The sequence below is a fragment of the Actinoplanes sp. URMC 104 genome (genome assembly GCF_051386375.1).
Taxonomy (GTDB): Bacteria; Actinomycetota; Actinomycetes; order Mycobacteriales; family Micromonosporaceae; genus Actinoplanes.
On record NZ_JBPQTO010000011.1, the window covers coordinates 728,305 to 751,159 of the forward strand.

The following is a 22,855-nucleotide window of genomic DNA, read 5'->3' on the forward strand; positions in this document are numbered from 1 at the left end:
TCAGAGCAGCCAGGGATCGATGCCGGAGCCGCCGCGGGGCGGGTCGGCCAGCACCGGCGCGGGCGGACGGCGCCGCCGGACCACGCGTGCCGCCCGGGCGCACAGCAGGCCCGCCGGCCCGAGCAGCCCGAACCCCAGCCGGGTCAGCTCGCGGGCGCCGGGCCCGGTCGGGATCGCCCGGGGCAGCGCCGCGACGGCGACCAGCCAGGTGGGCAGGCCGAGCAGCCGCAGCACCCGGGCCAGCCGTTCGGACTCGATGACGCTCTCCGGGTCGAGCCGCTCGGCCAGGATCTCGGCCAGGTCGCCGCCCACCTCGGGCCGGCCGCAGGCTTCGGCCAACGCGGGCGCGGCCTCGACGCCGTAGGGATCCGACAGCACGTCCTCGTCGGCGCCCGGCTCACGCGCCGGATCACTGACGTAGCGGCCCACCTCGCGCGGCCGGTCGTCGTCGTTTGCGGCGGACCAGGCCACCAGGGCCAGCTGGCGGTCGCGGACGACCCGTACGGTCAGGACTGTCGCGCCGAGGTGCTCGGCGAGGGCTTCGCCGACTCCCACCATGCCCCGGCGGCCCGAGGCCACGGCGCCGACGCCGGGCACGGCGATCACCGGAAGCCAGCCGTCCCGCGCGGGGGCGACCCAGCCGGTGAACCGGATCCTCCGCAGCACGGCCGTCGCGGCTGCGGCGTCGGCGGTCCGCACGAGGACCACGCCGTAGCTGTCGCCCTCGGGGCCGCCCACCTCCTGGTTGGCACCGTAAGGAAAAGCCATACCCGCGAGGTTCCCGATCTCGTCCCGAAATCACGTGACGACAGGTGACACACCCTGGCACCTATGGCTGCGAGTCTTGGTCCTGCGAGAAGCAACCACGATCCGACAGGAGCCACCCCCATGAGCATCACCACCACCGTCCACCTGAACTTCCAGGACCAGGCCCGCGCGGCGCTCGAGTTCTATCAGTCGGTGTTCGGCGGGCAGCTCTCTGCGTTCACCTACGCCGAGAGCGGGCGCGTGGAGCACCCGGCCGACGCCGACCGGCTCACGTGGGGCGAGGTCCGGGCCGACAACGGCTTTCACGTCATGGCGTACGACGTGCGCGAGAGCCAGTCGTACGACCGCGGCGACCGGCCGTTCTTCGTGTCGGTCCGCGGCACCGATGCCGACGAGGTCACCGCGTACTGGAAAGGCCTTTCCCAGGGCGGCACGGTGGTCGAGGACCTCGGGCCGGCCGGGTGGTCGCCGCTGTACGGCATGGTCGCGGACCGCTTCGGCGTGACCTGGGTGCTCGACGTGGCCGTCGAGTACAACGCCGGCTGACGATCTGGCTGTCCGACGATGCGGAAGTGCGCGGCGTCTGGTGCGTGCCGCGCACCCAACCGTGAGCCAGACGCGGCGTCGCCGCCCCGCTATGCGGGACGGCGACGGGCGGAGCGACCGGTGATCCGACGGCGGCAAGAGAAGCCGGCTGTGGCCGGGACGGCGGCGGATCGGGCTCGGGTCAGGCGACGCGGATGGTCACTCGGTCGTAGCGGGTCAGCGGGAAACCGCCGTCGTCCGTGCCCTGCAGGATGACGGAGATGGTCCGGCCGGGCCTGGCGTCGGCGGGGACGGTCACCGCGGCGCGGTGGTCGCCGCGGCTGGTGATGGTGACGGCGCCGGGGTAGGTGCCCTCCTCGCGGTACTGCCACCAGGTCGCGGTGACCCGGTCGCGGTCGGGGTCGGCGAGGCGGGCGGACAGCGTCACGGTGGAGCCCGGGCGGGCGCGCACGGTGTCGCGGCCGGCGATGCGGACCGACGGCGGGTGGTTGCCCTGCGAGTAGCGCGGCGTCAGCGTCCACCGGATGCGGGCGGCGAAGTCGTTCTGGGCGGCCCCGGCCCAGCGCAGCGTGGTCAGGTTGGCCACGTCGGCGCCGGTGGCGTCCTTCTCAGTGGGGACGAGCCTCCACAGGTTGGGGGAAGCGCTTACCTGGTAGGCACGGCCGCCCCAGCCGCCGGTCGTGGGGTCGGCGGGGTTCTGCAGGCCGGTGGGCAGCAGCTGGTTGAAGACGACGTTGTCGCCCTCGGAGAGGAAGTCGTACGGGCCCATCGGCTTGCACCAGCCGCCGGGGGCCTTCGCCGGGTCGCCGAACACGTCGAGCGGGTCGCCGGGCGTGGTCTGCCCGTCGAGCCACGAGCGGTAGAGCGAGCCCCACGGGCCGATCTGGATGTTCTTCCGGATCCACGCACCCGTGAAGTAGATGCGGTCGGCGGGAAGACCCCGCATGTTTCCCTGGCCGTTGTTGCAGTTGAATCCCCACGTGGCGTATCCGGCCGACCGATCCTCCACGCGAAGACGGGGCCAGGTCACGGAGATGTAGTTCGCGTACGTCTCGTCCTGGAAACCGCTTGCCAGAATGACCGCCTTCGCCGAGACGGCCGCCTGGATGCGCGACCACTGCGGCGTCGACGAGTACCGCTCCTCGATGGACTTGAGGGCGCGGGCGATCGTGCTGGTGCCGCCCCACGCCTGCAGGTAAAGCGGGCGGGGATCCCTATCGAGCAGGAGCCCGCGGATCAGGTCGGAGCCGGGGGTGTCGGCGGCCATCTCGCCCTCGAACGCGATGTTGCCGAGCCGCACCAGCGACCTCAGCCTCGCCGGGCTGGGGTAGTCCGCGTCGTGCTTGCGCAGGTTGGGATAGACCTGGGCGTACGCGGGGATCAGCTTGTCCTCGATGGTGGTGTTGCCGGTCCAGCGCCACGAGGTCTGCGGGGTCGTGTATTCGCGGTCGGGCAGGAAGAACTCGGTGCCCTTGCCGTCGCCGGCCCAGTGGAACTTGCTGCTGGTGTAGACGATGCCCTGGGTGTCGAGATCGTTGGTGTAGAGGAAGTAGCGCACCAGCGAGGCGATGTCGTCGGATTCCATGTCGGTGGTGACGACGGTGCGCGGCTTCGCCGAAGTGGAAGAAGCGGAGAAGTTGCCGCTCAGGGAAGACGGGGCGGCGGTTGCCGGGGACGCACCGATGATGCTTGCACCGGTGAGCAAGGCGACGGCCGAGGCGAGTAAGCGGGCGGCCGGGGCGAGCGGGCGCCGCATCACAGCTCCCCGAAGAGCGCGTTCTGCACGATGCGCTGCGCGGCCATGGCGTCCTGCCGCTCCTGCGCCTCGGCCAGCGCCGCAGTGTCGAGACGGTCGAGGGCGCGGTGGATGCGCTTGAGCGTGCCGATCGCGGTGCGGGCGGCGTCGACGCTGTCCTCGCGGAACGGGAACTGGTCGAGCTGCCACACGCCGTCCCAGTTGTTCTTGCGCAGGGTGTGGAAGAACTCGAAGATCTCGGTGAGGTGGACGGTGCCGACCACGAGGTCGTCGTCCCAGCCGCGCAGGTTGTCGTTGACGTCCATGCCGTAGAGCCGGCCGTGGTCGATGATGAGCTGGGCGGCGTCGGCGGGCGACTCCCCGCCGTACAGGCTGTGGCCGAAGTCGAGCAGGATGCCGACGTTGTCGAGGCCGATCTCCTGGATGCCCAGCAGCGAGCGGGCGGCGGAGTCCCACGTCATCTTCACGCGCGGCTCGCGCGGCTTGTACTCGATGGCGAACTTGAGGTCGGGGTGCGCGCCGGCCAGTTCGCGCATGCCGTCGACGGCCAGCTTCCACAGGGTGCGGTGGTCGACCTGCCAGGGGTAGTCCCAGCCGTCCTGGCCGGGCCAGATCTTCACGTAGTCGGCGCCGAGCTCGCGCACGATGCCGGCCGCCTCGTGCATGAGGTCGAGCGCGGCCTTGCGCACGGCCGGGTCGGGGTTGGTGAACGAGCCGCGGCTGAACCTGCGCAGGTAGATCTCGGGGGTGATGCCGATGGCGGTGAGGTTCTGCGCGGCGAGCGCGTCCTTGACCTCGGACAAGCCGACGCCGGGGGTGAACGGGTAGTTGAGGTCGACCACGGACAGGTCCTCGACCTGACCGGCCAGCTCGATCGCCTCGAGCGTGGTGCGCGCCGGGCCGTAGCCGTCGGTGGCGTACCGGTCGACGTAGGTGGCGAAGTGCCACAGGCCGGCGCCGAAACGGGGGTACTCGGTCATGGTGCTCAGCTCCTGTTCGAAGAGGGGTGCGGGCCCAGGAGGGGATGCGGGCTCACGAAGGGGACGCGGAAGGGGTGCGGGCGCGGGCTACCGCGGCGCGCCAGGCGGCGCGATGAGGGGTGGGGTCGCCGGGCGCGGGAAGGAACTCGTCGTACGCGATGGGTGGGGTGAAGCCGCCGGCCAGGAACGCGGCGCCGAGGGCGGACAGGTTGCCGGTGCGGGCCCGGCGCACGGGCACGCCGGTCAGGTCGGCCTGGATCTGCATGAGGACGTCGTTGCCGCTGGCGCCGCCGTCGGCGAGCAGCGCGCCGGCGGGGCCCATCGCGTCGACCACGTCGGCGACCTGGTGCGCGATCGATTCGACGGCGGCGCGGGCCAGCTGTTCCGGCCGGGTGCCCAGCGTGAGGCCGCTGATCAGCCCGACCGCGGTGTCGTCCCACCACGGCGCCGCGAGGCCGCCGAAGCCGGGCACGAGGAACACGCCGTCGGCGGAGGCCGTGGCGGCCATCTGCCCGATCTGCGCCGCCGAGGTTCCCAGCAGCGACGCCAGCCAGGCGACGGTCGCGCCCGAGGACCGGATGTTGCCTTCGGACGCCAGGGCGTCGTTCCACGCCACGGTGAGGCAGACACCCGGGTCGGCGACCGCGCCGAGGCGCATGACCGAGGACCCCGTCCCGTACGTGACCTTGACGCCCGTGGAAGCGGCGGCGCCGTGCGCGTAGAGCGCGGCATGCGAGTCGCCCAGCACGGCAGTGATCGGCAACCCCTGGAGCACTCCCCCACGCGCGCCGATGCGGCCCAGCTCACCCGCGGACGTCGTGATCACGGGCAGCGCGCTCGACGGGATGCCGAACAGGTCGAGCAGCTCGGCGCTCCACGTGCCGGCGCGCACGTCGAGCAGCTGGGTGCGCGAGGCGTTGCCCGACTCGATCTGGTGGCTGCCGGTCAGCGCGTACAGCAGCCAGGAGTCGACGGTGCCGACCGCCGCGTCCGGCGTACGGTCGAGCAGCCACCGCAGCTTGGCCGCGCTGAACATCGGGTCGAGCGGCAGCCCGCTGATCTCCCGCACGCGGGCGGCCTTGCCCCGCAGCGCGTCGCAGAGCGGCTGGGCCCGCTGGTCCTGCCAGCCCAGCACCGGGCCGGCCGGCTCCCCCGTACGCCGGTCCCAGACCACGGCCGATTCGCGCTGGGTGCTGAGCCCGACCGCCGTGACGCGGCTCCGCTCGACACCGTCGAGGCACGCGGCGGCCGCGGTCAGCACGCTGCCGAGGATCTCGTCGGCGTCCTGCTCGACCCAGCCGGGCCGGGGATAGCGGATCGGCACGGGCGCCGACCCGCTGCGCACCACCGTGCCCGACGAGTCGACCAGCAGGCACTTGGTGGAGCTGGTGCCCTGGTCGATCGCGAGGACGAGGTCGTCAGGCATCGGCGCGGGCCAGCCCGATCGCGGCGCGCCGGATGTCCGCCGCGGTCAGCCCGAAGTGCTCGAGCAGGAACGCGGTGCTGCCGGTGGGCGCGAACTCGCGGTGCACGCCGAGCATGCGCATCGGCACGGGCACGCGTTCGGCGACGACCACGGCGGCGACCGCGGCGCCGAGCCCGCCGGTGGTGGTGGCCTCCTCGGCGGTGACGATGGCGCGGGTCTCGCGGGCGGCCGCGCGGATCGCCGCCTCGTCGAGCGGGGCGATCGTCGACATGTTCAGCACCCGTACGGACACTCCCTGCTCGGCGGCCTCCTCGGCGGCCTCGAGGGCACGGGAGACCATCGTTCCGGTCGCCACCACCGTGACATCCGTGCCGTCGCGCAGGCGGGCGGCTTCGCCGAGGGTGAACGGGCGGTCGCCGGTCACCGCGGGCACCTTGAACCGGCCGACGCGCAGGAAGACCGGCCGGGAGGCGCCGGCGGCCCAGCGCACCGCGGAGCGGGTCTCGGCCGGGTCGGCGGGCACCACGACGTCCAGCCCGGCGATCGCGCGCAGCCAGGACAGGTCCTCGATCGAGTGGTGGGTGGGGCCCAGTTCGCCGTACGCCATGCCCGGGCTCATGCCGCACAGGATCACCGGCGACTGGCTGTACGCGACGTCGGCCTTGATCTGCTCGAGGGCGCGGCCGGTGAGGAACGGCGAGGCGCCGCACACGAACGGGACGTACCCGCTGAGCGCCAGGCCCGCGCCGACGCCGACCATGTCCTGCTCGGCGATGCCCACGTTGATCAGCCGGTCCGGGAACTCCTTCTGGAAGCCCCCGAGGTTGCTCGAGCCCACCGAGTCGTTGCAGACGGCCACGATCCGCTCGTCCTCGCGGGCCAGCGCGATCAGCTCCTCGGCGAACGCCACCCGGCAGTCGAAGGTCTCGGGAGCCGAACGGACGGGCGCGCTCATCGGGCCAGCTCCACCGACGCCGTGGCGATCTGCTCGGCGCTGGGCACCTTGTGGTGCCACTCCACGCGGTCTTCCATGAACGAGACGCCTCTTCCCTTGGTCGTGTTGGCGATGACGCAGGTGGGCCGGTCCCCGCGCGGGGAGGTGAAGGCCTCCAGCAGCGCGAGGTGGTCGTGGCCGTCGACCTCCAGCACGTCCCAGCCGAAGGCCCGCCACTTGGCGTCGAGCGGGTCGAGGCCGTTGGTGTCCTCGGTGCGGGCGCCCTGTTGCAGGCGGTTGCGGTCGACGACCGCGGTGAGGTTGGCCAGCCGGCGGTGGCCCGCAGTCATCGCGGCCTCCCAGTTGCTGCCCTCCTGCAGCTCGCCGTCGCCGAGCACCACGTACACGTGGCGCGACGAGGCGGCGAGCCGGCCGGCCACGGCCATGCCCACGGCGACCGGCAGCCCGTGCCCGAGCGGGCCGGTGTTGGTCTCGACGCCGGGCACCTTGACCCGGTTGGGGTGGCCGTTGAGCGCGGACAGCGGAGCGGCGAACGTCTCCAGCTCCCCGGCCGCGAAGAACCCGGCCGCGGCCAGCGTCGCGTACAGGGCGCCGGCGGTGTGGCCCTTGCTGAGCACGAACCGGTCGCGGTCGGTCCACTCCGGCTTCTCCGGGTCGATCCGCAGCACGGCGAAGAACAGCGTGGTGAGGATGTCGAGGACGGACATGTCGCCGCCCACGTGGCCCAGGCCGGCCCGGCCGATCATGTGCAGGTCGGTGGTGCGGGACCGGTTGGCCCGCTCCCGCAGCATCTCGCGGCGGCGCTCGGGACCGGCTTCGGCGAACTCCTGCCGGAACCGGCGCCAGTCGGCGGCGGTACGGGGGTCGGCGACCAGCATGGTGTGCCTCTCTGAAAGGTGTGACGGTCGAGCCCGGGCGGGCCCGGTCGGGAGCCCGCCCGGCGGTGCGGGTCAGGAGCCGGCGACGGCGAAGTCCTTGACCGATGCGGCGTTGTCCGGATTGACCAGCACGCAGTCGACGGACTGCTTCTCGGGCTGGTCGGCCTTGCCGTTCTTGATGTACGCGTCGGCCTGGTCGACGGCCATCTGCGAGATCTTGCTGGCGGGCTGCAGCACGGTCGCCTTGATGCCGTTCTTCTGGATCGAGGAGACGACGTCGGGGCTGCCGTCGAAGCCGACGACGATGATGTTCTTCTTGCTGGAGGCCTGCACCGCCGCGTACGCGCCGAGGGCCATCGTGTCGTTGCCGGCGATGATGCCCTTGATGTTCGGGTGCGCCTGCAGGATCGTCTGGGTCTTCTGCAGCGCCTCGGCCTGGTCCCAGTTGGCGCTCTGCTGGGCGACCATCTTGAGGTCCGGGTACTGGTCGAGCACGCCGTGGTAGCCCTTCGAGCGCACGCCGGCGTTGGTGTCGGTGGGCTTGCCGAGCAGTTCGGCGTACTCGCCCTTGCCGTCCATCAGCTTGGCGAACTCCTGACCGCCGAGCCCGGCGCCCTGGGCGTTGTTGGAGACGATCTGCGCCACCGCGACGCCGGACTTGTTGATCTCGCGGTCGATGAGGAACGTCGGGATCTTGGCGTCCTTGGCGCGCTGGATCGCGGTCACCGACGCGTCGGCGCCGGCGTTGTCCAGGATGATCGCGGCGGCCTTGCGGGAGATCGCGGTGTCGAACTGCTGGCTCTGCTTGGTGGGGTCGTCGTCGTGGCTGAGCACCAGCGTCTCGTACCCGAGCTTCTTGGCCTGGGCGGCCGCGGCGTCCTGCTCGGCCTTGAAGAAGACGTTGTCGGGCGACGGGGTGATGATGACGATCAGCTTGGACGCGGCGGGCGCCGCGCCCGAGCCGGACGACTCCTGGTCGTCACCGCCGCCGCCGCAGGCGGTCAGGGCGAGGACGGAGGCGGTGCCGGCGGCGAGCAGAACTCTTCTCCAGGGGGATTTCACTTGTGATCTGTCCCTTCACGGACGAACGGGGGCTGTGTCAGGCGGTGCGCTTGGCGAGGTTGGACTGCAGACGCTGCTGCGCCTGCTCGGTGATGACGGCGAAGACGATGACGGCGCCCTTGACCACCGACTGCCAGAAGGTGGAGACGCCGACCAGCACGAGGCCGTCGCTGAGGAAGCCGATGACGAAGGCGCCCATGACGGTGCCGATGATGGTGCCGCGGCCACCGCTGAGCGCGGTGCCGCCGAGGACCGCCGCGGCGATCGCGTTGAGCTCGTACGTCGTGGCGGTGTCCGGGTACGCGGCGCCCAGCTCGGAGGTGAGCAGCAGCCCGGCCAGCGCGGCGCACGCGCCCGAGATCACGTACACGGCGATCTTGATGCGGTTGACCCGGATGCCGGAGAGCACCGCCGCGCGCTCGTTGCCGCCGACCGCGAAGATCCGCTTGCCGAACGGCGTCTTGGTGGTCACGACGATCGCGGCCGCGGCGACCACGACCATGATCCAGACGGCGACCGGGATGCCCAGCACGCTGTCGACGCCGATGAAGCCGAACCCGGTGTTGCCGCGCGCCTCGGTGCCGGCCAGGTCGGGATAGGTGCCGCCGTTGCTGTGCAGCTGCGCGGCGCCGCGGGCCACGTAGAGCATGCCCAGCGTGGCGATGAACGGCGCCACCTTGAACCGGGTGACCAGCAGGCCGTTGACCGCGCCGACCAGAGCGCCGACCACGATGCCGATGAGGATCACCACGGCGACGGAGAAGAACACCGTACCGCCGGGGAAGTTGAGGCCCTTGAACAGCAGGCCGCCGGCGACCATGCTGGCCAGCCCCGCGATCGAGCCCACCGACAGGTCGATGCCGCCGGTCAGGATCACGAAGGTGACCCCGATGGCCAGGATCGCGTTGATGGCCACGTGCTTGGTCATCAGGATCAGGTTGCTCTGCGTCAGGTACTCCGACGAGATCGAGCTGAAGATGATGATCAGGACGACGAGGACGACAAGCGTGCGACCCCGCAGCAGCAGCAGCGCGGCCCGGGCGAGCGCCGTGTTGCCCGGCTCGCCGGGCGGTGGCGCCGTGGCGGCGGGAGCCGGCGCGGCGACGTGCGTGTCTGTCATGAGGTCTCCAGGACGGTGTCGGAGGCGGAGGCGGCGACCAGCGCCTCCTCGGTGACGTTCTCGGCGGTGAACTCGGCGGTGATGCGCCCGCGGGCCATCACCAGCACCCGGTCGGCCATGGCCATCACCTCGGCCAGCTCGGAGGAGATGAACAGCACCCCGAAGCCCTGCGCGGCCAGGTCGGCCATCAGCGAGGCGATCTGCGACTTCGCGCCGACGTCGATGCCGCGGGTGGGCTCGTCGAGCAGCAGCACCACCGGGTCGGTGAGCAGCGCCCGGGCGAGCACGACCTTCTGCTGGTTGCCGCCGCTGAGCGCGGTGACCAGCGCGGCCAGGCCGGGGATCTTGATGGCCAGCTCGCCGACCTTGCCGCCGGCGGTGCGCTGCTCGGCGGAGGTCGCGAGCAGCCCGCCGCGGGTCATCCGGTTGATCGTGGCGAGCAGGATGTTGTCCCGTACGGACATGGTCTGCACGAGCCCGTCGCGCTGCCGGTCCTCGGGCACCAGCGCCAGACCGGCCGCCATCCGCGCCTGCACCGTGCCCTTGGGCTCGAGCCGGCCCTGCACGCGCACCTCGCCGGCGCTCGCCCGGCGCATGCCCATCAGCGTCTCCATGAGCTCGGTGCGCCCGGCGCCCATGAGCCCGTAGATGCCGACCACCTCGCCGGCCCGTACGGTCAGCGACACGTCGTCGACCTTGACGGTGCCGGGCACGGTCAGGCCCCGGACGTCGAGCAGGACGTCTCCGGTCGGCGAGCTGTTGCGCACGTAGAGCGAGTCGGGGTCGCGGCCCACCATCTGGCGCACGATCCAGCCGGTGTCGGTCCGGGTCATCGACTCGTGCGCGACCAGGCTGCCGTCGCGGAAGACCGTCACCCAGTCGCCGATGCGGCGGAACTCGTCGAGCTTGTGCGAGATGTAGATGACCGTGACGTCCTGGCGCCGCAGGTCGCCCATCACCTCGAAGAGCACGTCGACCTCGTGGTTGGACAGCGCCGAGGTGGGCTCGTCCATGATCAGCACGCGGACGTCGGTGAGCAGCACCCGGGCGATCTCGACGAGCTGCTGCTGGCCGATCGGCAGGTCGCCGACGAGCGCGTCCGGGTCGAGCCGGTCCTGGCCGAGCCGCTCGAGCACCTTCTTCGCGCGGCTGCGCTGCTCGGCGGCGTCGACGAACCGGCGGCCCCGGCGCAGCTCGCGGCCGGCGAACAGGTTCTCGGCGATCGTCATGTTCGGGAACAGGCTGAGCTCCTGATGGATGATCCCGATGCCGCGCTCCTGCGCCTCGCGCGGGCTGGTCAGCTGCACCGGCTCGCCCTCGAGCAGGATCTCGCCGGTGGTCGGCTGCTCCGAGCCCGACAGGATCTTCATGAGCGTCGACTTGCCGGCGCCGTTCTCCCCCACGAGCACGTTGACCTTGCCGCGGTACGCCGTGAACGTGACGTCCTTGAGCGCGCGCACGCCGCCGTAGTTCTTGCTGATGTGGTGTGCCTCGAGGATCTCGGGCATCACTTCACCGCCAGCTCGGTGGGCACCAGGAAGATCGTGCCCGGCGTCAGCGACGAGAAGGCGCCGTGGAAGTCGACCTTCTTGCCCTTGAGGCCGTCACGGTCGACCTTGGCGACGACGTCGGTCTTCACCTTGTCGTTGATCTGGTTGGCGACCTCGGCGTAGTCGATCTGGTTGGTGAAGTCGCCGAACGAGATGAACCCGACCGCGTCGCGCACGGCGGTGCCGGCGATCACCGGGCCGGTCGCGATGGTGATCTTCAAGGGCTTGCCGCCCGGCCGGGGCACCTCGACGGTGACCGGCCCGGTGGGCGCGGTGGTGTCGACGTCGGTCACCGTCCCGGAACCTTTGACCATGAAGGCGTACGGGCTGCCGGTGCCGGCCTGCTTGCCGTACTGCTTGCCGGCCGCCGCCGGGTCCTGGTCGATCGCCGCGGCCACCGTGGTGATGTCGACAGCGTTGTCGTGCACGGTCGGCACGATCTTCTGGGACCAGTTGTCGGCCACATAGGTCTTCGGGTCGGTGGCCGACTGCGCGGCGGCCGTCTGCCCGTCCTTCTCGTAGACGTAGACGCCCGGCACCTTCGAGCAGGCCGACGCCAGCGCGGCTGCCGTTGCCGCCGCGACGACGAGGGCGGCCGCCCGGCGTGTGATCACCGTCATGCTGAATATCCATTCATAGGCGATTGGGCATGCCCTCACTGTGAATCCTCGATGTCGTTCTTGTCAACGGTTGATTCCGGACCGCTCGGAGTTGCTTGACGGCGGTGATCCGCGCCGCTTACGGTGCCGATGTGATACCGATGCAGGGCAGAATTTCTATGCGCCCCGGTTGCCGGGACCCTGGCCGGCGGGGCGGCGGCCGAATCGATATTCTTCTCCGGCCGCGGTGACGCACACGGGAGGTCCGAGTGGCAGAGCGCTTTCCGGCGGCGCGCACGACCGGGCTGGACGAGATCGCCACCGATCAGATCCGGCTGCTGACCAAGGTCGCCCGCATGTACCACGAGCGCGGGCTGCGCCAGCCCCAGATCGCCCAGCAGTTGCACATCTCGCAGCCGCGCGTCTCCCGCCTGCTCAAGCGGGCGGTCGAGCTCGGCATCGTACGCACCACCGTGATCGCCCCGAGAGGCGTGTACGCGGAGCTCGAGGAGCAGATCGAGCAGGCGTACGGCGTCACCGAGGTGATCGTGGCCGACACCGACGACCACGCCGACGAGAGCCAGGTCATGCGCGCGCTCGGCGCCGCCGCAGCGGTCTATCTGGAGACCACACTGATGGGCGGCGAGCGCATCGGCGTCTCGTCCTGGAGCTCCACGATCCTCGCCACCGTCGAGGCCATGCACCCCCGGCCCACCCAGGTGGCCGACCAGGTCGTGCAGATGCTGGGCGGGGTCGGCAACGTGACCGCGCAGACCCTCGCGACCCGCATCACCGGCCGGCTGTCCGCGCTGACCGGCGCGCAGGCCGTGTATCTGCAGGCGCCCGGCCTGCTCGCGTCGGGCGACATGCGCCAGATGATGGTCACCGACCCGAACATCGAGCCCGTGCTCAAGGCCTGCGAGGAGCTGACGATGGCGCTGGTCGGCGTCGGCAGCATCGAGCCGTCGCCGCTGCTGCGCGAGAGCGGCAACGCGTTCGCCGAGAGCGAGCTGCCCGGCCTGCGCACGGCCGGGGCCGTCGGCGACGTGTGCATGCGGTTCTTCGACTCCGCGGGCCGGCACATCGAGTCCGGCTTCGACGAGCGGGTGCTCGGCATCCCCGCGTCGACGCTGCGAGCCGTCCCCCGCCGCGTCGCCGTGGCCGGCGGCCTGCGCAAGGCGAACGCCATCCGCGCCGCCCTGCGCGGCGGCTGGGCGAACGTGCTGGTCACCGACCTGCAGGTCGCCCGCAGCCTGATCGACGCCTGAGCCGGCTCACCAGCGCTGCCGATCCGCCGCGGTGTCGCCTCGGGCCATCACGCGCTCGCCGGCGCCTCGTCGTCGCCTGCGTCTCGTGTCCATGCCCTCGCCTGCACCGCTTGTGCTCGGACCTTGCTCGCGCCTTGCTACTTGGGCACGCGCCACTTCGGTGCGTCAGCCTCCACCGCCGGCCCCATCGGTGCGTCCGCCTCCACCGCCGGCCCCATCGGTGCGTCCGCTCCACCGCGCCAGACGCGGGCGTCCGGCTCCACCCGCGCGCCCCCACCGGCCTACCCCTTCTCGCGCCGCAACTCGTACGTCTGCCCGCAACCCGTCTCGCGCCCAGACGCCGCGCGGCCCTTTGTCGTTCGCGCTGCACCCCTGCCGCCTCGCGCCTCGCGCGCCCCCACTGGCCTACCCCTTCTCGCGCCGCGACTCGTACGTCTGCCCGCAACCCGTCTCGCGCCCAGACGCCGCGCGGCCCTTCGCCGTTCGCGCTGCACTCCTGCGGCCCCGCGCCCCGCGCCCCGCGCCCCGCGCCCCGCGCCCCGCGCCCCGCGCCCCGCGCCCCGCGCCCCGCGCCCCGCGCCCCGCGCCCCGCGCCCCGCGCCCCGCGCCCCGCGCCCCGCGCCCCGCGCCCCGCGCCCCGCGCCCCGCGCCCCGCGCCCCGCGCCCCGCGCCCCGCGCCCCGCGCCCCGCGCCCCGCGCCCCGCGCCCCGCGCCGACGATTGTCTGGCACGTCACGTCGATGTGCCTGTGGACAACGCACTTTTGCGGCCGCGCTTGCCGTATTTTCGGGCCAGCCCCCTGGGTGGGCGGGGTGGGGCTGGTTCAGGACGAGGCGACCACCGGCTGGCGGAGGATGGTGCGCAGCTTGGCGGGCGCGACGCGGCGGGCGTCGCTCAGGTAGATCTCGTGGTGCTTCCCGGTCTCGCGCAGCCCCTGCCCGGGCAGGAACTCGTCGTGCAGACGCCTCAGCACCTCCGCCTCGTCGTCGTACGGCCCCACGTGCAACGTCTGCACGCACCGCCCCTCGGTCAGCGTCTCCAGCCGCACGTCGCTCAGGCGCGCCGGTCCCTCCTTGCCGGCGACCGCCTCCGCGAGCATGTCTCGATCGATCCAGTCCGGCACCATGATCATGAGGGTCCAGTCCCAGCGGGACTTGTCGCGCCGGGCGGTGAACGTGGCCAGGTCGTCGGCCCACCACAGGCCCTCGAGCGGCATGACGACGTAGTCGCGGCCGAGCCGACGCTTGCTGGCGAACTTCAGCGCGTACGCCAGGGGGTAGAGCGCCTCGGTCGCCTGCGCGAAGGCGGGGCCGGTGTTGGGGTCGCCGTGCCCGTCGATCATCAGGTACTGCAGCGGCGGGACGTCGACGATGCGGAACTCGCCGGGGCGCGCGTGGTAGGCGTCCAACTCCTTCTTGAAGTCGGCTTTGGTCGTCATCGCGCGAGACTACGCCGCAGAATGGGCGCGTGGAGACCGACCGGTTGACGCTGCGGCGGTGGCGCGACGACGACCTCGACGCGCTCGCGGCAATCAACGCCGACCCGCAGGTGATGCGCCACATCCTGGACGGCTCGGTGCGCGACCGCGGGCAGAGCGCGGAGAGCCTGCGCACGATGATGCGTGACTGGGACGAGCGCGGGTTCGGGCTGTTCGCCGTGCAGGAACGCGCGTCGGGCGAGCTGATCGGGTGGGCGGGGCTCGCGGTGCCCGCCTTCCTGCCGGAGGTGCTGCCCGCGGTGGAGATCGGCTGGCGGCTGGGCCGCCGGTTCTGGGGCCGGGGGTACGCGACCGAGGCGGCCGCGGCGGCGCTGCGGTTCGGCTTCGACGAGGTGGGACTGGACCGGGTCGTCAGCATCCGGCACGTCGACAATGTACGGTCGGCCCGGGTCATGGAGAAGCTCGGTCTCGTGCACGAGTTCGACACGGTCGTGCCGGTGCACGAGCAGCCAGTCGCCGTGCACGCGATCACCCGTGCCCGCTACGGCGAGGGTGCAGCGGGGTGAGCGACGCCCACCTGCTGGCCGTGTTGCTGGGCGCGGACGTCGAGGCGGCCCGCGCCGCCGCGCTACAGCTCGGGTCGCGCGGCGATCGGGCGGCGGTCCCGGCGCTCCTGGACGTGCTGGGGACGACCGGGCATCCGAGGCTGCGCAACGCGGCCGCGCTGGCGTTGTCGGACCTGGAGGCGCCGGAGGCGTTCGAAGTGATCGCCGGCCTGCTGCGGCAGGAGCACACGCGCGGACTTCGCGGGACGCTGCTGTACGCGCTGCGGCCGTACGACTGCACGCCGATCTTGCCGCTGCTCGTGGACATCGTCGTGGACGACACCTACGAGAGCGCCCGTGAGGCGGCTGCGCTCATCGACCGGACGGGCGTGGCGCTCGACGACCGGAGCGCCGAGCGGCTGCGTTCCGCGTACGACTCCCCCGGCACGTATGCCGTGCGCGACCCGGAGCGGCGCGAGGAGGTGATCGGCCGGCTGCTGGAGCTCAGGGAGGAGTCGCGATGACGGCGACGCCGGGCGCGCTTCAAGCCAGGGCGTGCAGACCGGTGATCACCACGAGGGCGGGCGCGCAGGCGAGCGTGGACAGGAAGATGGCGTCGCGCGCGAGGATCAGCGCCGTGCCGAAGCTCTGCGCGTACAGGAAGATGTTCTGCGCGGTCGGCAGCGCCGCGAGCACCGTCACCGCGTACGTCTGGGTGGGTGTCAGCCGCAGGGCCAGCGCCAGCAGGAAGGCGAGCGCGGGCATCACCGCGGTCTTGAGCACGACCGCGGCGACGACGGGCAGGCGGTCGGGGCCGGGCTCGAGCACGCGGCGGCCCGACAGCGACATGCCGAAGACCAGGAGCACCACGGGCACGGCGGCCTGGCCGATCGCGGTGATCGGCTCGGCCAGCACGGAGGGGATCCGCAGGCCGGTCACGGCGACGACCACCCCGAGCGCGACGGCGACCGTGAGTGGCATCCGCAGCGGCACGGTCAGTGACGTACGCCAGGAACTGTGACCCGTCGTGACGAGCTGCAGCAGCGTCAGCGCGATCGGCGTGATGACCAGCAGCTGCAGCATGACGATCGGCACGACCAGCGCGGTGTCGCGCAGCACGTAGGCGGCCACCGGGATGCCGATGTACGTGGCGTTGGTGTAGCCGCCGGCGAGGGCGCCCACGATGCGGGTGCCGGGGTCGCGGCGGCGCGTGGTCAGCGCGTGCAGCCCGAAGCACAGCAACGCCGCGGCCGCCGAGACCAGCAGCGGCCGGGTGAACAGCGCGCCCGGGTCCGACGCCGCCGCCCCGCTGAAGATCAGGCAGGGCGTGAGGATCGCGTACGCCAGCCGGCCCGCGACCGTCTGCGTGTCGGCGGGCAGCCGGCCCCACCGCCCGGCCACCCAGCCGGCCAGCACGATCACGCCGATGACCGCGAACCCGGAGAACGCGTCCGCTATGAGTTCAGCTCCCGCTCGATCGCCGCGGTCAGCTCGGCGTCGTCCGGCGTGACCCGCGGCGAGAACCGGCCGGCGACCTCACCGGTGCGCGAGATCAGGAACTTCTCGAAGTTCCACTGGACGTCCTGGTCGCCGGCGAGCGCGTCGTAGAGCGGGTGGCGCTGCGGACCCAGCACGCTGATCTTGGAGAACATCGGGAACTGCACGTCGTACGTGCTGCGGCAGAACTCCGCGATCTCGGAGTCGGTGCCGGGCTCCTGTCCGGCGAAGTCGTTGGCCGGGAACCCGAGCACGGAGAACCCCTGGTCACACAGCCGCTCGTGCAGCTTCTCGAGGCCCTCGTACTGCGGGGTCAGACCGCACTTCGACGCGACGTTGACCACCAGCAGCACCTGCCCGGCGTACGCGCCGAGCGTGGTGTCCTCGCCGGTGATGGTCTTCAGCGGGATCTCCTGGATCGCCGTCATCGGTGCCCCCGATCGTTGTGGGGCGGTACATCCGCCCTGGCGAGGGTACTTGCCCGGGGTGACCGACCTCGACACGCCGCTCGCCCTCGACGATCCCGCGGCTCCGCACAGCGCCAGCGGCGAGCAGGTGTGGACCCACGACCTCAGCGGGGTCGCGCCGCCCGCCCGCCCCGGCCGCCGCTGGATCCCGAAGCGCGTGGTCGCCACCCCACCGGCGTACGACCACCCGCACGGCCTGCGGATCATCGAACGGGTCGAGGGGCTGGGCATCGAGGTGGAGCGGCTCAAGTCGGCGCGGCTCACCGGTCTGCGGGGCGAGAACGACCGGCAGACGTACGCCCGGGCGAAGTCGACGATGGCGATCGTGGTGAGCCCGCCGTCGCGCCGCAAGCTGCAGCCGATCGCCCCGAGCGCGGACTGGCGCTTCGACCTGGCCGAGGGCTGCCCCGCGCACTGCCAGTACTGCTACCTGGCCGGCTCGCTGTCCGGGCCGCCGGTGACCCGCGTGTACGCCGACCTCGACGACATCCTCGACGGGCTCACGCCGTACGTGGGTGAGGGCACTGTCACGTCGCGCCGGGTGGCCCGCCGCGACGAGGGCACCACGTTCGAGGCGTCCTGCTACACCGACCCGCTCGCGCTGGAGCACCTGACCGGCAGCTGGCGGCGGGCGGTGGAGCACTTCGGCGCCTGGGAAGCGCCCGTGCAGCTGCGGTGGACGACCAAGTTCGCCGACGTGGACACCTTCGTGGGGCTGGACCACCGGGGGCGTACGCGGGTGCGGTTCAGCGTCAACTGCCTGCCGGTCACCACCCGGATGGAGGGCGGCACCACTCCCCTGCCGGAGCGCCTGGCCGCGCTGCGCAAGCTGGCGCTCGACGGCTACCCCGTGGGCCTGACGATCGCGCCCATCATGACCGTCGACAACTGGCGCGACCACTACGGCGAACTGCTCGACGCCGTGGCGGCCGCCGTCGACGGGGTGCCCGGCCTCGACCTCACCGCCGAGCTGATCACCCACCGGTTCACGCCGGGCAGCAAGGAGGTGCTGCTGGGCTGGTATCCGCGCACCCGCCTGGAGATGGACGAGCAGTCCCGCACCCGCAAACACGGCAAGTTCGGCGCGGTGAAGTACGTCTATCCCCGCGAGGTGATGGCCGAACTGCGCGGCTGGTTCGAGGCCGAGCTCGCGTCCCGCCTCCCCTCCTGCCGCATCCTCTACTGGACGTAGTCAGGCTGGGGCAGCTATCGGCGACGGAGCCGGTCGAACCCCTTCGGGGATGCGAGCCCGTCCAGTTCCCGTACGATCGTCCGCGCGCACTCGCCGGGCCCGGCGGTCGTGGTGTCGACGGCGATGTCGTACTCGCCGTGCTCGTACACCAGCGTCTGCGAGCCGGCCAGCCCGAGCGGCCGGTCACCGCGGGCCCGCTCGCGGCGCTCGAGCTCCTCGGGCGAGCACCGGACCTCCACCAGCGTCACGTCGTAGCCGGCCAACGTCGTGAGCAGGTCCGCGACCCGCCACCGCTCGCTGAGCGGGTAGTCCATGATGACGTGGTTGCCCGCCGACGCGAGCGCCGCCACCGCCCGGTGATAGCCGAGCCGGGTCCTCCTCAGCATGTCGCCGATCTCCGCCTCGTCGAGCACCCGGGTGTGCACGGTCGAGCGCATCGCCCCGATCGCGTCCACGGGCACGAGGAACCACGGGTCGGCCAGCAGCGGCAGCAGGGCCCGCCCGATGCTGCTCTTCCCCGAGCTCGAGGCCCCGTTGAGCAGGATGATCCGGCCCGGTCGATCTGCTGCCACGACCAGACCTAACCACACCTTCGGCGTCGGCTCGGCTTACCTTCGCGGGCGTGGCTGATCGCATGTGGCACCGGAACTCCGACGTCTCCCTGGTGATTCGTACTGACTTCGGCCATCCGCAGGAATGGGAAGAGACTCAGGCGGCGATCAGTGAACCGCAAACGGAGGAAGGGTTCGCAGCCTTCGTTGCGTTCGTGGATGACCTCGCGTACGAGAATGTCACGTCGTCACAATTGTTGGAGATGGTGCCTGAGGACGTGGATCAGGCTGTCGCCTTCCTCGTCGACGCGAAGACGCTCACCGACCCGGACCACCCGGTCCTGGTGGTCAACCTCTACGACTACGGGGAAGGCCTGGTGGACCCGGGGAAGGGGCCTCAATACGGTGCCACGTTCCGAGTCGTGCCATCGGAGATGTGGTCGGTTCAGAACAACCTGACCATCTCGAACATGGATGGGGAGGAGTTCGCCGAGAACGTGGACGGCGACGGCATCTTCCGCGGCTTCCGGTAGAGCCATGCGGTGGGTACTTAGGCCGGCGGGATGACGACGGGCCGCGACACCGCAGACCTGGGGGAAAGAAGCCGGCACAAGCAGGTCCGAGTCCGGGCTGCGGCCGCCTCGCACGGGGACGCGAGCCCCGATCTGCTGACCGCGATGGCTCAGGATCCGTCCCGGACGATCCGGCGCATCGTCGCCGGCCGGGTCGACACTCCTCCGGATGCCCTGCGGGAGCTGGCCGGCGACGCCGACCGCGCCACTCGCCAGGCCGTGGCCACCAACCCCGCCACACCGGCCGAGGTCATGATCGCCCTGCTGTCGGATCCGCACTGGTCAGTCCGGTTGTCCGTCATCGACAACCCCTCCATCGACCGCACTGTGCAACACGCGATGTGCCAGGCAACGGACAAGGACGTACGGCTGGTGCTGGCTCAGCGCCCGGGCCTGCCCGCCGGCATCAGCGCGCGGCTGGCCCGCGACACGAAGCGCGTGGTCCGCGAGGCGCTGGCCCAGTGCACCGACGACCCGGCCACCCTGCAGCTGCTGCTGCGCGACGACGATGCCCGCGTGCGAGGCTGCGCCGGCATGAATCCTGGCACCACCGTGGCGCAGCGCCGGCAACTCGTACGCGACCCGGCCTGGGAGGTTCGCAGCTCCGTCGTCCACGCGAAGGCGGTCCACGGCTGGGAGATCCCCGAAACCGATCTCCTCGTGCTGGCTCGGGACAGATCAGCCACGGTCCGGTACTGGCTGGCGAACCTGCCCGGCGCCACCCGGCGCGTGTACGAGGTTCTCGCCGACGACCCGGACGCCGACATCGCCTTCAACGCCGGACTGTGGCTGCTGCCCGCCGACGACCCGCGCCATCCCGATGCCGCCCGAAATCCGAGCGGGCACGCGCTGCCCGACATGCTCGAAGGAATGAGACTGACGCAGCGGCATTACGCCAACCCGGAATACCTGGGACGACCGATCCCGCAGATAACCGACATCCACACCGCGGAGCAGAGGTGGGAAGTCGGGTCGAATGGTCGGCAATGACCGCAACAGGAGAAACTCTCGCTGCAGCTCTAGTCTCGTGCGCTCCCCTGCCGCGCAGGTCGCGCGGTGGACGGTGCAGCGATGTGTCGAAGCCCCTTGCTGTGTAAAGGCTCGCTAGAACTCGGTATCGCCTCGGGCAAGGTTGCGCAGTGCGATGACGTAGCGGTCTGTCGCGTACTGCTGCACCATGCGTGTGACGGGTCCACCAGCTCGCGCCAGAAGCGATGCCGGCCGGCTGAACGCCCGGATCCGGAACTGCACGTCGCCCGCGCCGGTCCGGTGAACAATAAAGGCTTCCTCACCCCGTTCCGGATGACCCGGCAAGGTTCCGTACGCGAACCCGCGACGGCCGACCTCATCGACGGTGTAGACCACGCGGCACGGGATCGTGACATGCAGGACCGCGGGACCGGCGCGAAGCACGACGTCAGTTCCTGGCGCCGGACTACCGCTGGAGGCGATGACAGCAAGGCCAGCCTTCTGATGCATGCGCCACTCGAACAGCGCGGCAACTGCACGCTCGAAAACCTCCGGGCCGGTGCCGATGATGACATCGCGACGTACATGGCCATACCCCGCGGGCAACGACTCGGCCCTGGTGGCGCCCACTTCCTCGTATGTCAGGCGGGCAGCGGCCAGCTCCGCCAAGGACCTGGTGACTTTGCGCCGCATTGGGTCACGGTAACTGGATCTCAGGCCGAGTTCCGCCGGCCCGTCACCCGCAGAGCCTGGTCCAGTCACCCTTGTCCACCAGGTAGCCCAGGCCGTTTCTCTGCCCATCGCCATCTGTCAACGTGATGGTGAGCTGGGGAACCTCGTCGCCGCAGCGAAGGGGCGTGGTGAACTCGGTGATGGAGCGGCCGATGATGATCGGCGACTCGATCGCCACGGGCATCTCGTCGACAAGGACCGATCTCACCTGAGCATCTTCGGAACTGAAGTTGGCCAGACTCCATTGCAGCCGCACCTTGTGGTTCGCACCCGTGAGGGCAGCATGGGCCAACGTCACCGAGCCGCCTTGGTTGCTCCTTCTGCCGATCGTCACGCCCACGGCGCCGGCGACAAGCCCGATCGCCAGGGCGGCGGCGGCCATGACAAGGCGCCGGTCGTACGGCTTCCTGGGCGCGGCGCTGCCCCGTCCCGACACCTCGTGCGTGAGATCGATTTCCACCTGGCTCCGTCCCGGCCATCGTGCCTCGAGATCCGCGGTGAATCTCCGCACTCATCGCTCGTCTCGGCGCAGTGAAGCGGAGAAATACCGCCAGCCCACCGTATTTATGTCTGACTTCCAGCCGAGGGCATCGAGCCGGACCTGCAACTCGTCGGGAGCGTAGAGAACCTTGACGGCGCGAAAAGCCCGACCTCCGGAGACTTCGCGATGCACTGCCGGAGCGGGCTGTTCGGGAGCCGGCCGTTCGACCGCGGCAACGGCCGGCAGTTCGTCGATCACGAAGACGCTGCCGCCTGGTTTCAAGCAGTCGGCGACAAGCGCCCAGAAGGTGTCAAAGCGCTGCGGGGGCACGTGTGACAACCACGCGGAGAAGAAGACGAAGTCGTAGCGTTCCTGCGGCCGCCACGTGAACAGGTCAGCTTCGACGAAACGCACGGGAGCCGTCCCGACGCGCTGACGGCAGATCGTCAGCGCCTCCGGTGCAGCATCGACAGCAGTCACTTCTGTTGCGTGGCGGGCGAGTTCGGCCGTCCACTGTCCGGTCCCGCACGCCAGTTCCAGTGTCTTACCGAAGGGCGCGAGCTGTTCGAGCCTGGTGAGGAGTTCAGCTCGCGCGTCCGCGTCGGCGTGAACGTCCAACGGGTACGTGGAGTCGTATTCAACGGCACGTGTCCGGTAGTAGGCGATCTGCTCGGTCAGCAGGCTGTCCAGTTCGTCATCGGCCATGGCGCCAGGATGCCAGGCGCGGCGGGTGATCTCGTCGTCGCAGAGGATCTGCAGGAACTCCAGGTAGCCGGGGTCGCCGCCCTGGGCAACTTCACGCACACTGCACCGCACCACAGTCCAAGCACGCGGCAGATCAGTCCGCCGCATGCGGCAGCGCTGATCCACGCCGCAGCTCAGGCGCACATCAGATCAGTCCGCCGCGCACCGCACCGCACGAGCTCGCCACAGCACAAGCGCACGTCAGGCCGGCCCGCCGCACGCCGCACGGCGAGCGCGCACGAGAACGGCTCGAGCGCACATCAGGCCAGCCCGCGGCGCGCCACTCAGCGCGCACGAGAACTGCTCGACCGCAAGTTGTCCACAGACGGCGGTCGTCCACAGGGCGCGCCGCAGAGGCCCGCCCTTTCGGCCACAATGGCCGACGGGGGCTTCCCCCGGTGGAGGGTGGGCTCTCTGCGTGGGCGGCAACCTGCGATCTTGATGAGCGGGAGCTGCCCAACCGCCCCTACTGGCGCGGCGGCGAGTTCGGCCCGCTGGGCCCCGGAACATCCCCCGGCAGGCCGGAGTCGTCCGGATGGTGCTCGAGCACCCGGGCGGGTCCGGGGCGTTCCCCCCGTCCCGGCAGGTCGGTGAGGTCGATGGGCCGCTCGAATTCGGGCTGCTCGTTCGGCTCGCGAACTGACATGTCAGCCTCCTTCGTCTCCAAACGACGCGCATACCCGGACTCGGGCGGCTCATGCCGATGCAAACACTGCAAACGCTTGCTATCGCCATTTACATCTTTCTATCCTCGCAGAGG

The 22,855-nt window shown here is 71.1% G+C and carries 25 protein-coding genes; 7 read left to right on the top strand and 18 right to left on the bottom strand.

The window, feature by feature from the left end; translation table 11 throughout:
- Positions 1 to 768 (bottom strand): hypothetical protein, encoded by a 768-nt coding sequence (locus ACSNN8_RS29230; protein ID WP_436653042.1) that lies wholly within the window; start codon positions 766 to 768, stop codon positions 1 to 3.
- Between the two features lie 120 nt (positions 769 to 888).
- Between ACSNN8_RS29230 and ACSNN8_RS29235 the strand changes: the two genes are divergently transcribed.
- Positions 889 to 1,314, top strand: a complete 426-nt coding sequence (locus tag ACSNN8_RS29235; RefSeq protein WP_436653043.1) for a VOC family protein — start codon at positions 889 to 891, stop codon at positions 1,312 to 1,314.
- Between the two features lie 181 nt (positions 1,315 to 1,495).
- Here ACSNN8_RS29235 and ACSNN8_RS29240 read toward each other — a convergent pair whose 3' ends face one another.
- The 9 genes from ACSNN8_RS29240 to ACSNN8_RS29280 form a co-directional block, all read right to left on the bottom strand.
- The gene (locus ACSNN8_RS29240) at positions 1,496 to 3,070 is read right to left on the bottom strand and encodes a nucleoside hydrolase-like domain-containing protein (protein ID WP_436653044.1); all 1,575 of its coding nucleotides are present in this window, start codon (positions 3,068 to 3,070) and stop codon (positions 1,496 to 1,498) included.
- The gene (locus ACSNN8_RS29245; protein WP_436653045.1) at positions 3,070 to 4,050 is read right to left on the bottom strand and encodes a TIM barrel protein; all 981 of its coding nucleotides are present in this window, start codon (positions 4,048 to 4,050) and stop codon (positions 3,070 to 3,072) included. The genes ACSNN8_RS29240 and ACSNN8_RS29245 overlap by 1 nt, the downstream gene beginning before the upstream one ends.
- A 52-nt stretch (positions 4,051 to 4,102) precedes the next feature.
- Positions 4,103 to 5,476 carry an FGGY family carbohydrate kinase gene (locus ACSNN8_RS29250; RefSeq protein ID WP_436653047.1) on the bottom strand — a complete coding sequence of 458 codons (1,374 nt, stop codon included), beginning with the start codon at positions 5,474 to 5,476 and terminating at the stop codon, positions 4,103 to 4,105.
- Positions 5,469 to 6,431 carry a transketolase family protein gene (locus ACSNN8_RS29255; RefSeq protein ID WP_436653049.1) on the bottom strand — a complete coding sequence of 321 codons (963 nt, stop codon included), beginning with the start codon at positions 6,429 to 6,431 and terminating at the stop codon, positions 5,469 to 5,471. The genes ACSNN8_RS29250 and ACSNN8_RS29255 overlap by 8 nt, the downstream gene beginning before the upstream one ends.
- Entirely contained in the window at positions 6,428 to 7,309 is an 882-nt protein-coding gene (locus tag ACSNN8_RS29260; protein ID WP_436653050.1) for a transketolase, read from the bottom strand. The genes ACSNN8_RS29255 and ACSNN8_RS29260 overlap by 4 nt, the downstream gene beginning before the upstream one ends.
- A 72-nt stretch (positions 7,310 to 7,381) precedes the next feature.
- Positions 7,382 to 8,371 carry a D-ribose ABC transporter substrate-binding protein gene (locus ACSNN8_RS29265; protein WP_436653052.1) on the bottom strand — a complete coding sequence of 330 codons (990 nt, stop codon included), beginning with the start codon at positions 8,369 to 8,371 and terminating at the stop codon, positions 7,382 to 7,384.
- 37 nt (positions 8,372 to 8,408) lie between these two features.
- Positions 8,409 to 9,491 carry an ABC transporter permease gene (locus ACSNN8_RS29270; RefSeq protein WP_436653054.1) on the bottom strand — a complete coding sequence of 361 codons (1,083 nt, stop codon included), beginning with the start codon at positions 9,489 to 9,491 and terminating at the stop codon, positions 8,409 to 8,411.
- Positions 9,488 to 10,999, bottom strand: coding sequence for a sugar ABC transporter ATP-binding protein (locus ACSNN8_RS29275; RefSeq protein WP_436653056.1), 1,512 nt, complete (start codon positions 10,997 to 10,999; stop codon positions 9,488 to 9,490). The genes ACSNN8_RS29270 and ACSNN8_RS29275 overlap by 4 nt, the downstream gene beginning before the upstream one ends.
- Complete coding sequence (locus ACSNN8_RS29280; RefSeq protein ID WP_436653057.1) at positions 10,999 to 11,661, bottom strand: DUF2291 family protein; 663 nt, start codon at positions 11,659 to 11,661, stop codon at positions 10,999 to 11,001. The genes ACSNN8_RS29275 and ACSNN8_RS29280 overlap by 1 nt, the downstream gene beginning before the upstream one ends.
- A gap of 248 nt (positions 11,662 to 11,909) precedes the next feature.
- Between ACSNN8_RS29280 and ACSNN8_RS29285 the strand changes: the two genes are divergently transcribed.
- Positions 11,910 to 12,908 carry a sugar-binding transcriptional regulator gene (locus ACSNN8_RS29285; RefSeq protein WP_436653059.1) on the top strand — a complete coding sequence of 333 codons (999 nt, stop codon included), beginning with the start codon at positions 11,910 to 11,912 and terminating at the stop codon, positions 12,906 to 12,908.
- Positions 12,909 to 13,730: 822 nt separating this feature from the next.
- Here ACSNN8_RS29285 and ACSNN8_RS29290 read toward each other — a convergent pair.
- On the bottom strand, positions 13,731 to 14,345 hold the full coding sequence (locus ACSNN8_RS29290) for a GyrI-like domain-containing protein (RefSeq protein WP_436653060.1): 615 nt from the start codon (positions 14,343 to 14,345) through the stop codon (positions 13,731 to 13,733).
- 29 nt (positions 14,346 to 14,374) lie between these two features.
- Between ACSNN8_RS29290 and ACSNN8_RS29295 the strand changes: the two genes are divergently transcribed.
- On the top strand, positions 14,375 to 14,911 hold the full coding sequence (locus tag ACSNN8_RS29295) for a GNAT family N-acetyltransferase (protein ID WP_436653061.1): 537 nt from the start codon (positions 14,375 to 14,377) through the stop codon (positions 14,909 to 14,911).
- Positions 14,908 to 15,414 carry a HEAT repeat domain-containing protein gene (locus ACSNN8_RS29300; protein WP_436653063.1) on the top strand — a complete coding sequence of 169 codons (507 nt, stop codon included), beginning with the start codon at positions 14,908 to 14,910 and terminating at the stop codon, positions 15,412 to 15,414. The genes ACSNN8_RS29295 and ACSNN8_RS29300 overlap by 4 nt, the downstream gene beginning before the upstream one ends.
- A 19-nt stretch (positions 15,415 to 15,433) precedes the next feature.
- On the opposite strand, the gene ACSNN8_RS29305 is transcribed toward ACSNN8_RS29300, so the two are convergent.
- Together ACSNN8_RS29305 and ACSNN8_RS29310 are read right to left on the bottom strand one after the other, a co-directional pair.
- On the bottom strand, positions 15,434 to 16,312 hold the full coding sequence (locus ACSNN8_RS29305) for an AEC family transporter (protein ID WP_436653064.1): 879 nt from the start codon (positions 16,310 to 16,312) through the stop codon (positions 15,434 to 15,436).
- 32 nt (positions 16,313 to 16,344) lie between these two features.
- Positions 16,345 to 16,815, bottom strand: coding sequence for a glutathione peroxidase (locus ACSNN8_RS29310; protein WP_436653066.1), 471 nt, complete (start codon positions 16,813 to 16,815; stop codon positions 16,345 to 16,347).
- Between the two features lie 58 nt (positions 16,816 to 16,873).
- Between ACSNN8_RS29310 and ACSNN8_RS29315 the strand changes: the two genes are divergently transcribed.
- Complete coding sequence (locus ACSNN8_RS29315) at positions 16,874 to 18,046, top strand: spore photoproduct lyase family protein (protein ID WP_436653068.1); 1,173 nt, start codon at positions 16,874 to 16,876, stop codon at positions 18,044 to 18,046.
- A gap of 14 nt (positions 18,047 to 18,060) precedes the next feature.
- On the opposite strand, the gene ACSNN8_RS29320 is transcribed toward ACSNN8_RS29315, so the two are convergent.
- Positions 18,061 to 18,618 carry a chloramphenicol phosphotransferase CPT family protein gene (locus ACSNN8_RS29320; RefSeq protein ID WP_436653069.1) on the bottom strand — a complete coding sequence of 186 codons (558 nt, stop codon included), beginning with the start codon at positions 18,616 to 18,618 and terminating at the stop codon, positions 18,061 to 18,063.
- A gap of 50 nt (positions 18,619 to 18,668) precedes the next feature.
- Here ACSNN8_RS29320 and ACSNN8_RS29325 point away from each other — a divergent pair, with 50 nt between their 5' ends.
- On the top strand, positions 18,669 to 19,130 hold the full coding sequence (locus tag ACSNN8_RS29325) for a DUF6924 domain-containing protein (protein ID WP_436653070.1): 462 nt from the start codon (positions 18,669 to 18,671) through the stop codon (positions 19,128 to 19,130).
- Between the two features lie 30 nt (positions 19,131 to 19,160).
- Positions 19,161 to 20,159 (top strand): hypothetical protein, encoded by a 999-nt coding sequence (locus ACSNN8_RS29330; protein ID WP_436653071.1) that lies wholly within the window; start codon positions 19,161 to 19,163, stop codon positions 20,157 to 20,159.
- Between the two features lie 114 nt (positions 20,160 to 20,273).
- Here the strand turns inward: ACSNN8_RS29330 and ACSNN8_RS29335 are convergent, their stop codons facing one another.
- From ACSNN8_RS29335 to ACSNN8_RS29350, 4 genes are all read right to left on the bottom strand, one after another.
- Entirely contained in the window at positions 20,274 to 20,831 is a 558-nt protein-coding gene (locus tag ACSNN8_RS29335; RefSeq protein WP_436653073.1) for a DUF1990 family protein, read from the bottom strand.
- Positions 20,832 to 20,874: 43 nt separating this feature from the next.
- Positions 20,875 to 21,330 carry a hypothetical protein gene (locus tag ACSNN8_RS29340; RefSeq protein ID WP_436653075.1) on the bottom strand — a complete coding sequence of 152 codons (456 nt, stop codon included), beginning with the start codon at positions 21,328 to 21,330 and terminating at the stop codon, positions 20,875 to 20,877.
- A gap of 51 nt (positions 21,331 to 21,381) precedes the next feature.
- Positions 21,382 to 22,155, bottom strand: coding sequence for a class I SAM-dependent methyltransferase (locus ACSNN8_RS29345; protein ID WP_436653076.1), 774 nt, complete (start codon positions 22,153 to 22,155; stop codon positions 21,382 to 21,384).
- 406 nt (positions 22,156 to 22,561) lie between these two features.
- Complete coding sequence (locus ACSNN8_RS29350) at positions 22,562 to 22,741, bottom strand: hypothetical protein (RefSeq protein ID WP_436653078.1); 180 nt, start codon at positions 22,739 to 22,741, stop codon at positions 22,562 to 22,564.
- Positions 22,742 to 22,855: the final 114 nt, after the last annotated feature.

What these genes read in the sequence shown, in the direction of transcription:
- ACSNN8_RS29310 (WP_436653066.1), bottom strand. Translation starts at nt 16,815, where the DNA reads ATGACGGCGATCCAGGAGATCCCGCTGAAGACCATCACCGGCGAGGAC.
- ACSNN8_RS29245 (WP_436653045.1), bottom strand. Translation starts at nt 4,050, where the DNA reads ATGACCGAGTACCCCCGTTTCGGCGCCGGCCTGTGGCACTTCGCCACC.
- ACSNN8_RS29260 (WP_436653050.1), bottom strand. Translation starts at nt 7,309, where the DNA reads ATGCTGGTCGCCGACCCCCGTACCGCCGCCGACTGGCGCCGGTTCCGG.
- ACSNN8_RS29240 (WP_436653044.1), bottom strand. Translation starts at nt 3,070, where the DNA reads ATGCGGCGCCCGCTCGCCCCGGCCGCCCGCTTACTCGCCTCGGCCGTC.
- ACSNN8_RS29330 (WP_436653071.1), top strand. Translation starts at nt 19,161, where the DNA reads ATGACGACGGGCCGCGACACCGCAGACCTGGGGGAAAGAAGCCGGCAC.
- ACSNN8_RS29275 (WP_436653056.1), bottom strand. Translation starts at nt 10,999, where the DNA reads ATGCCCGAGATCCTCGAGGCACACCACATCAGCAAGAACTACGGCGGC.
- ACSNN8_RS29255 (WP_436653049.1), bottom strand. Translation starts at nt 6,431, where the DNA reads ATGAGCGCGCCCGTCCGTTCGGCTCCCGAGACCTTCGACTGCCGGGTG.
- ACSNN8_RS29350 (WP_436653078.1), bottom strand. Translation starts at nt 22,741, where the DNA reads ATGTCAGTTCGCGAGCCGAACGAGCAGCCCGAATTCGAGCGGCCCATC.
- ACSNN8_RS29235 (WP_436653043.1), top strand. Translation starts at nt 889, where the DNA reads ATGAGCATCACCACCACCGTCCACCTGAACTTCCAGGACCAGGCCCGC.
- ACSNN8_RS29250 (WP_436653047.1), bottom strand. Translation starts at nt 5,476, where the DNA reads ATGCCTGACGACCTCGTCCTCGCGATCGACCAGGGCACCAGCTCCACC.
- ACSNN8_RS29280 (WP_436653057.1), bottom strand. Translation starts at nt 11,661, where the DNA reads ATGACGGTGATCACACGCCGGGCGGCCGCCCTCGTCGTCGCGGCGGCA.
- ACSNN8_RS29290 (WP_436653060.1), bottom strand. Translation starts at nt 14,345, where the DNA reads ATGACGACCAAAGCCGACTTCAAGAAGGAGTTGGACGCCTACCACGCG.
- ACSNN8_RS29335 (WP_436653073.1), bottom strand. Translation starts at nt 20,831, where the DNA reads ATGCGGCGCAAAGTCACCAGGTCCTTGGCGGAGCTGGCCGCTGCCCGC.
- ACSNN8_RS29230 (WP_436653042.1), bottom strand. Translation starts at nt 768, where the DNA reads ATGGCTTTTCCTTACGGTGCCAACCAGGAGGTGGGCGGCCCCGAGGGC.
- ACSNN8_RS29270 (WP_436653054.1), bottom strand. Translation starts at nt 9,491, where the DNA reads ATGACAGACACGCACGTCGCCGCGCCGGCTCCCGCCGCCACGGCGCCA.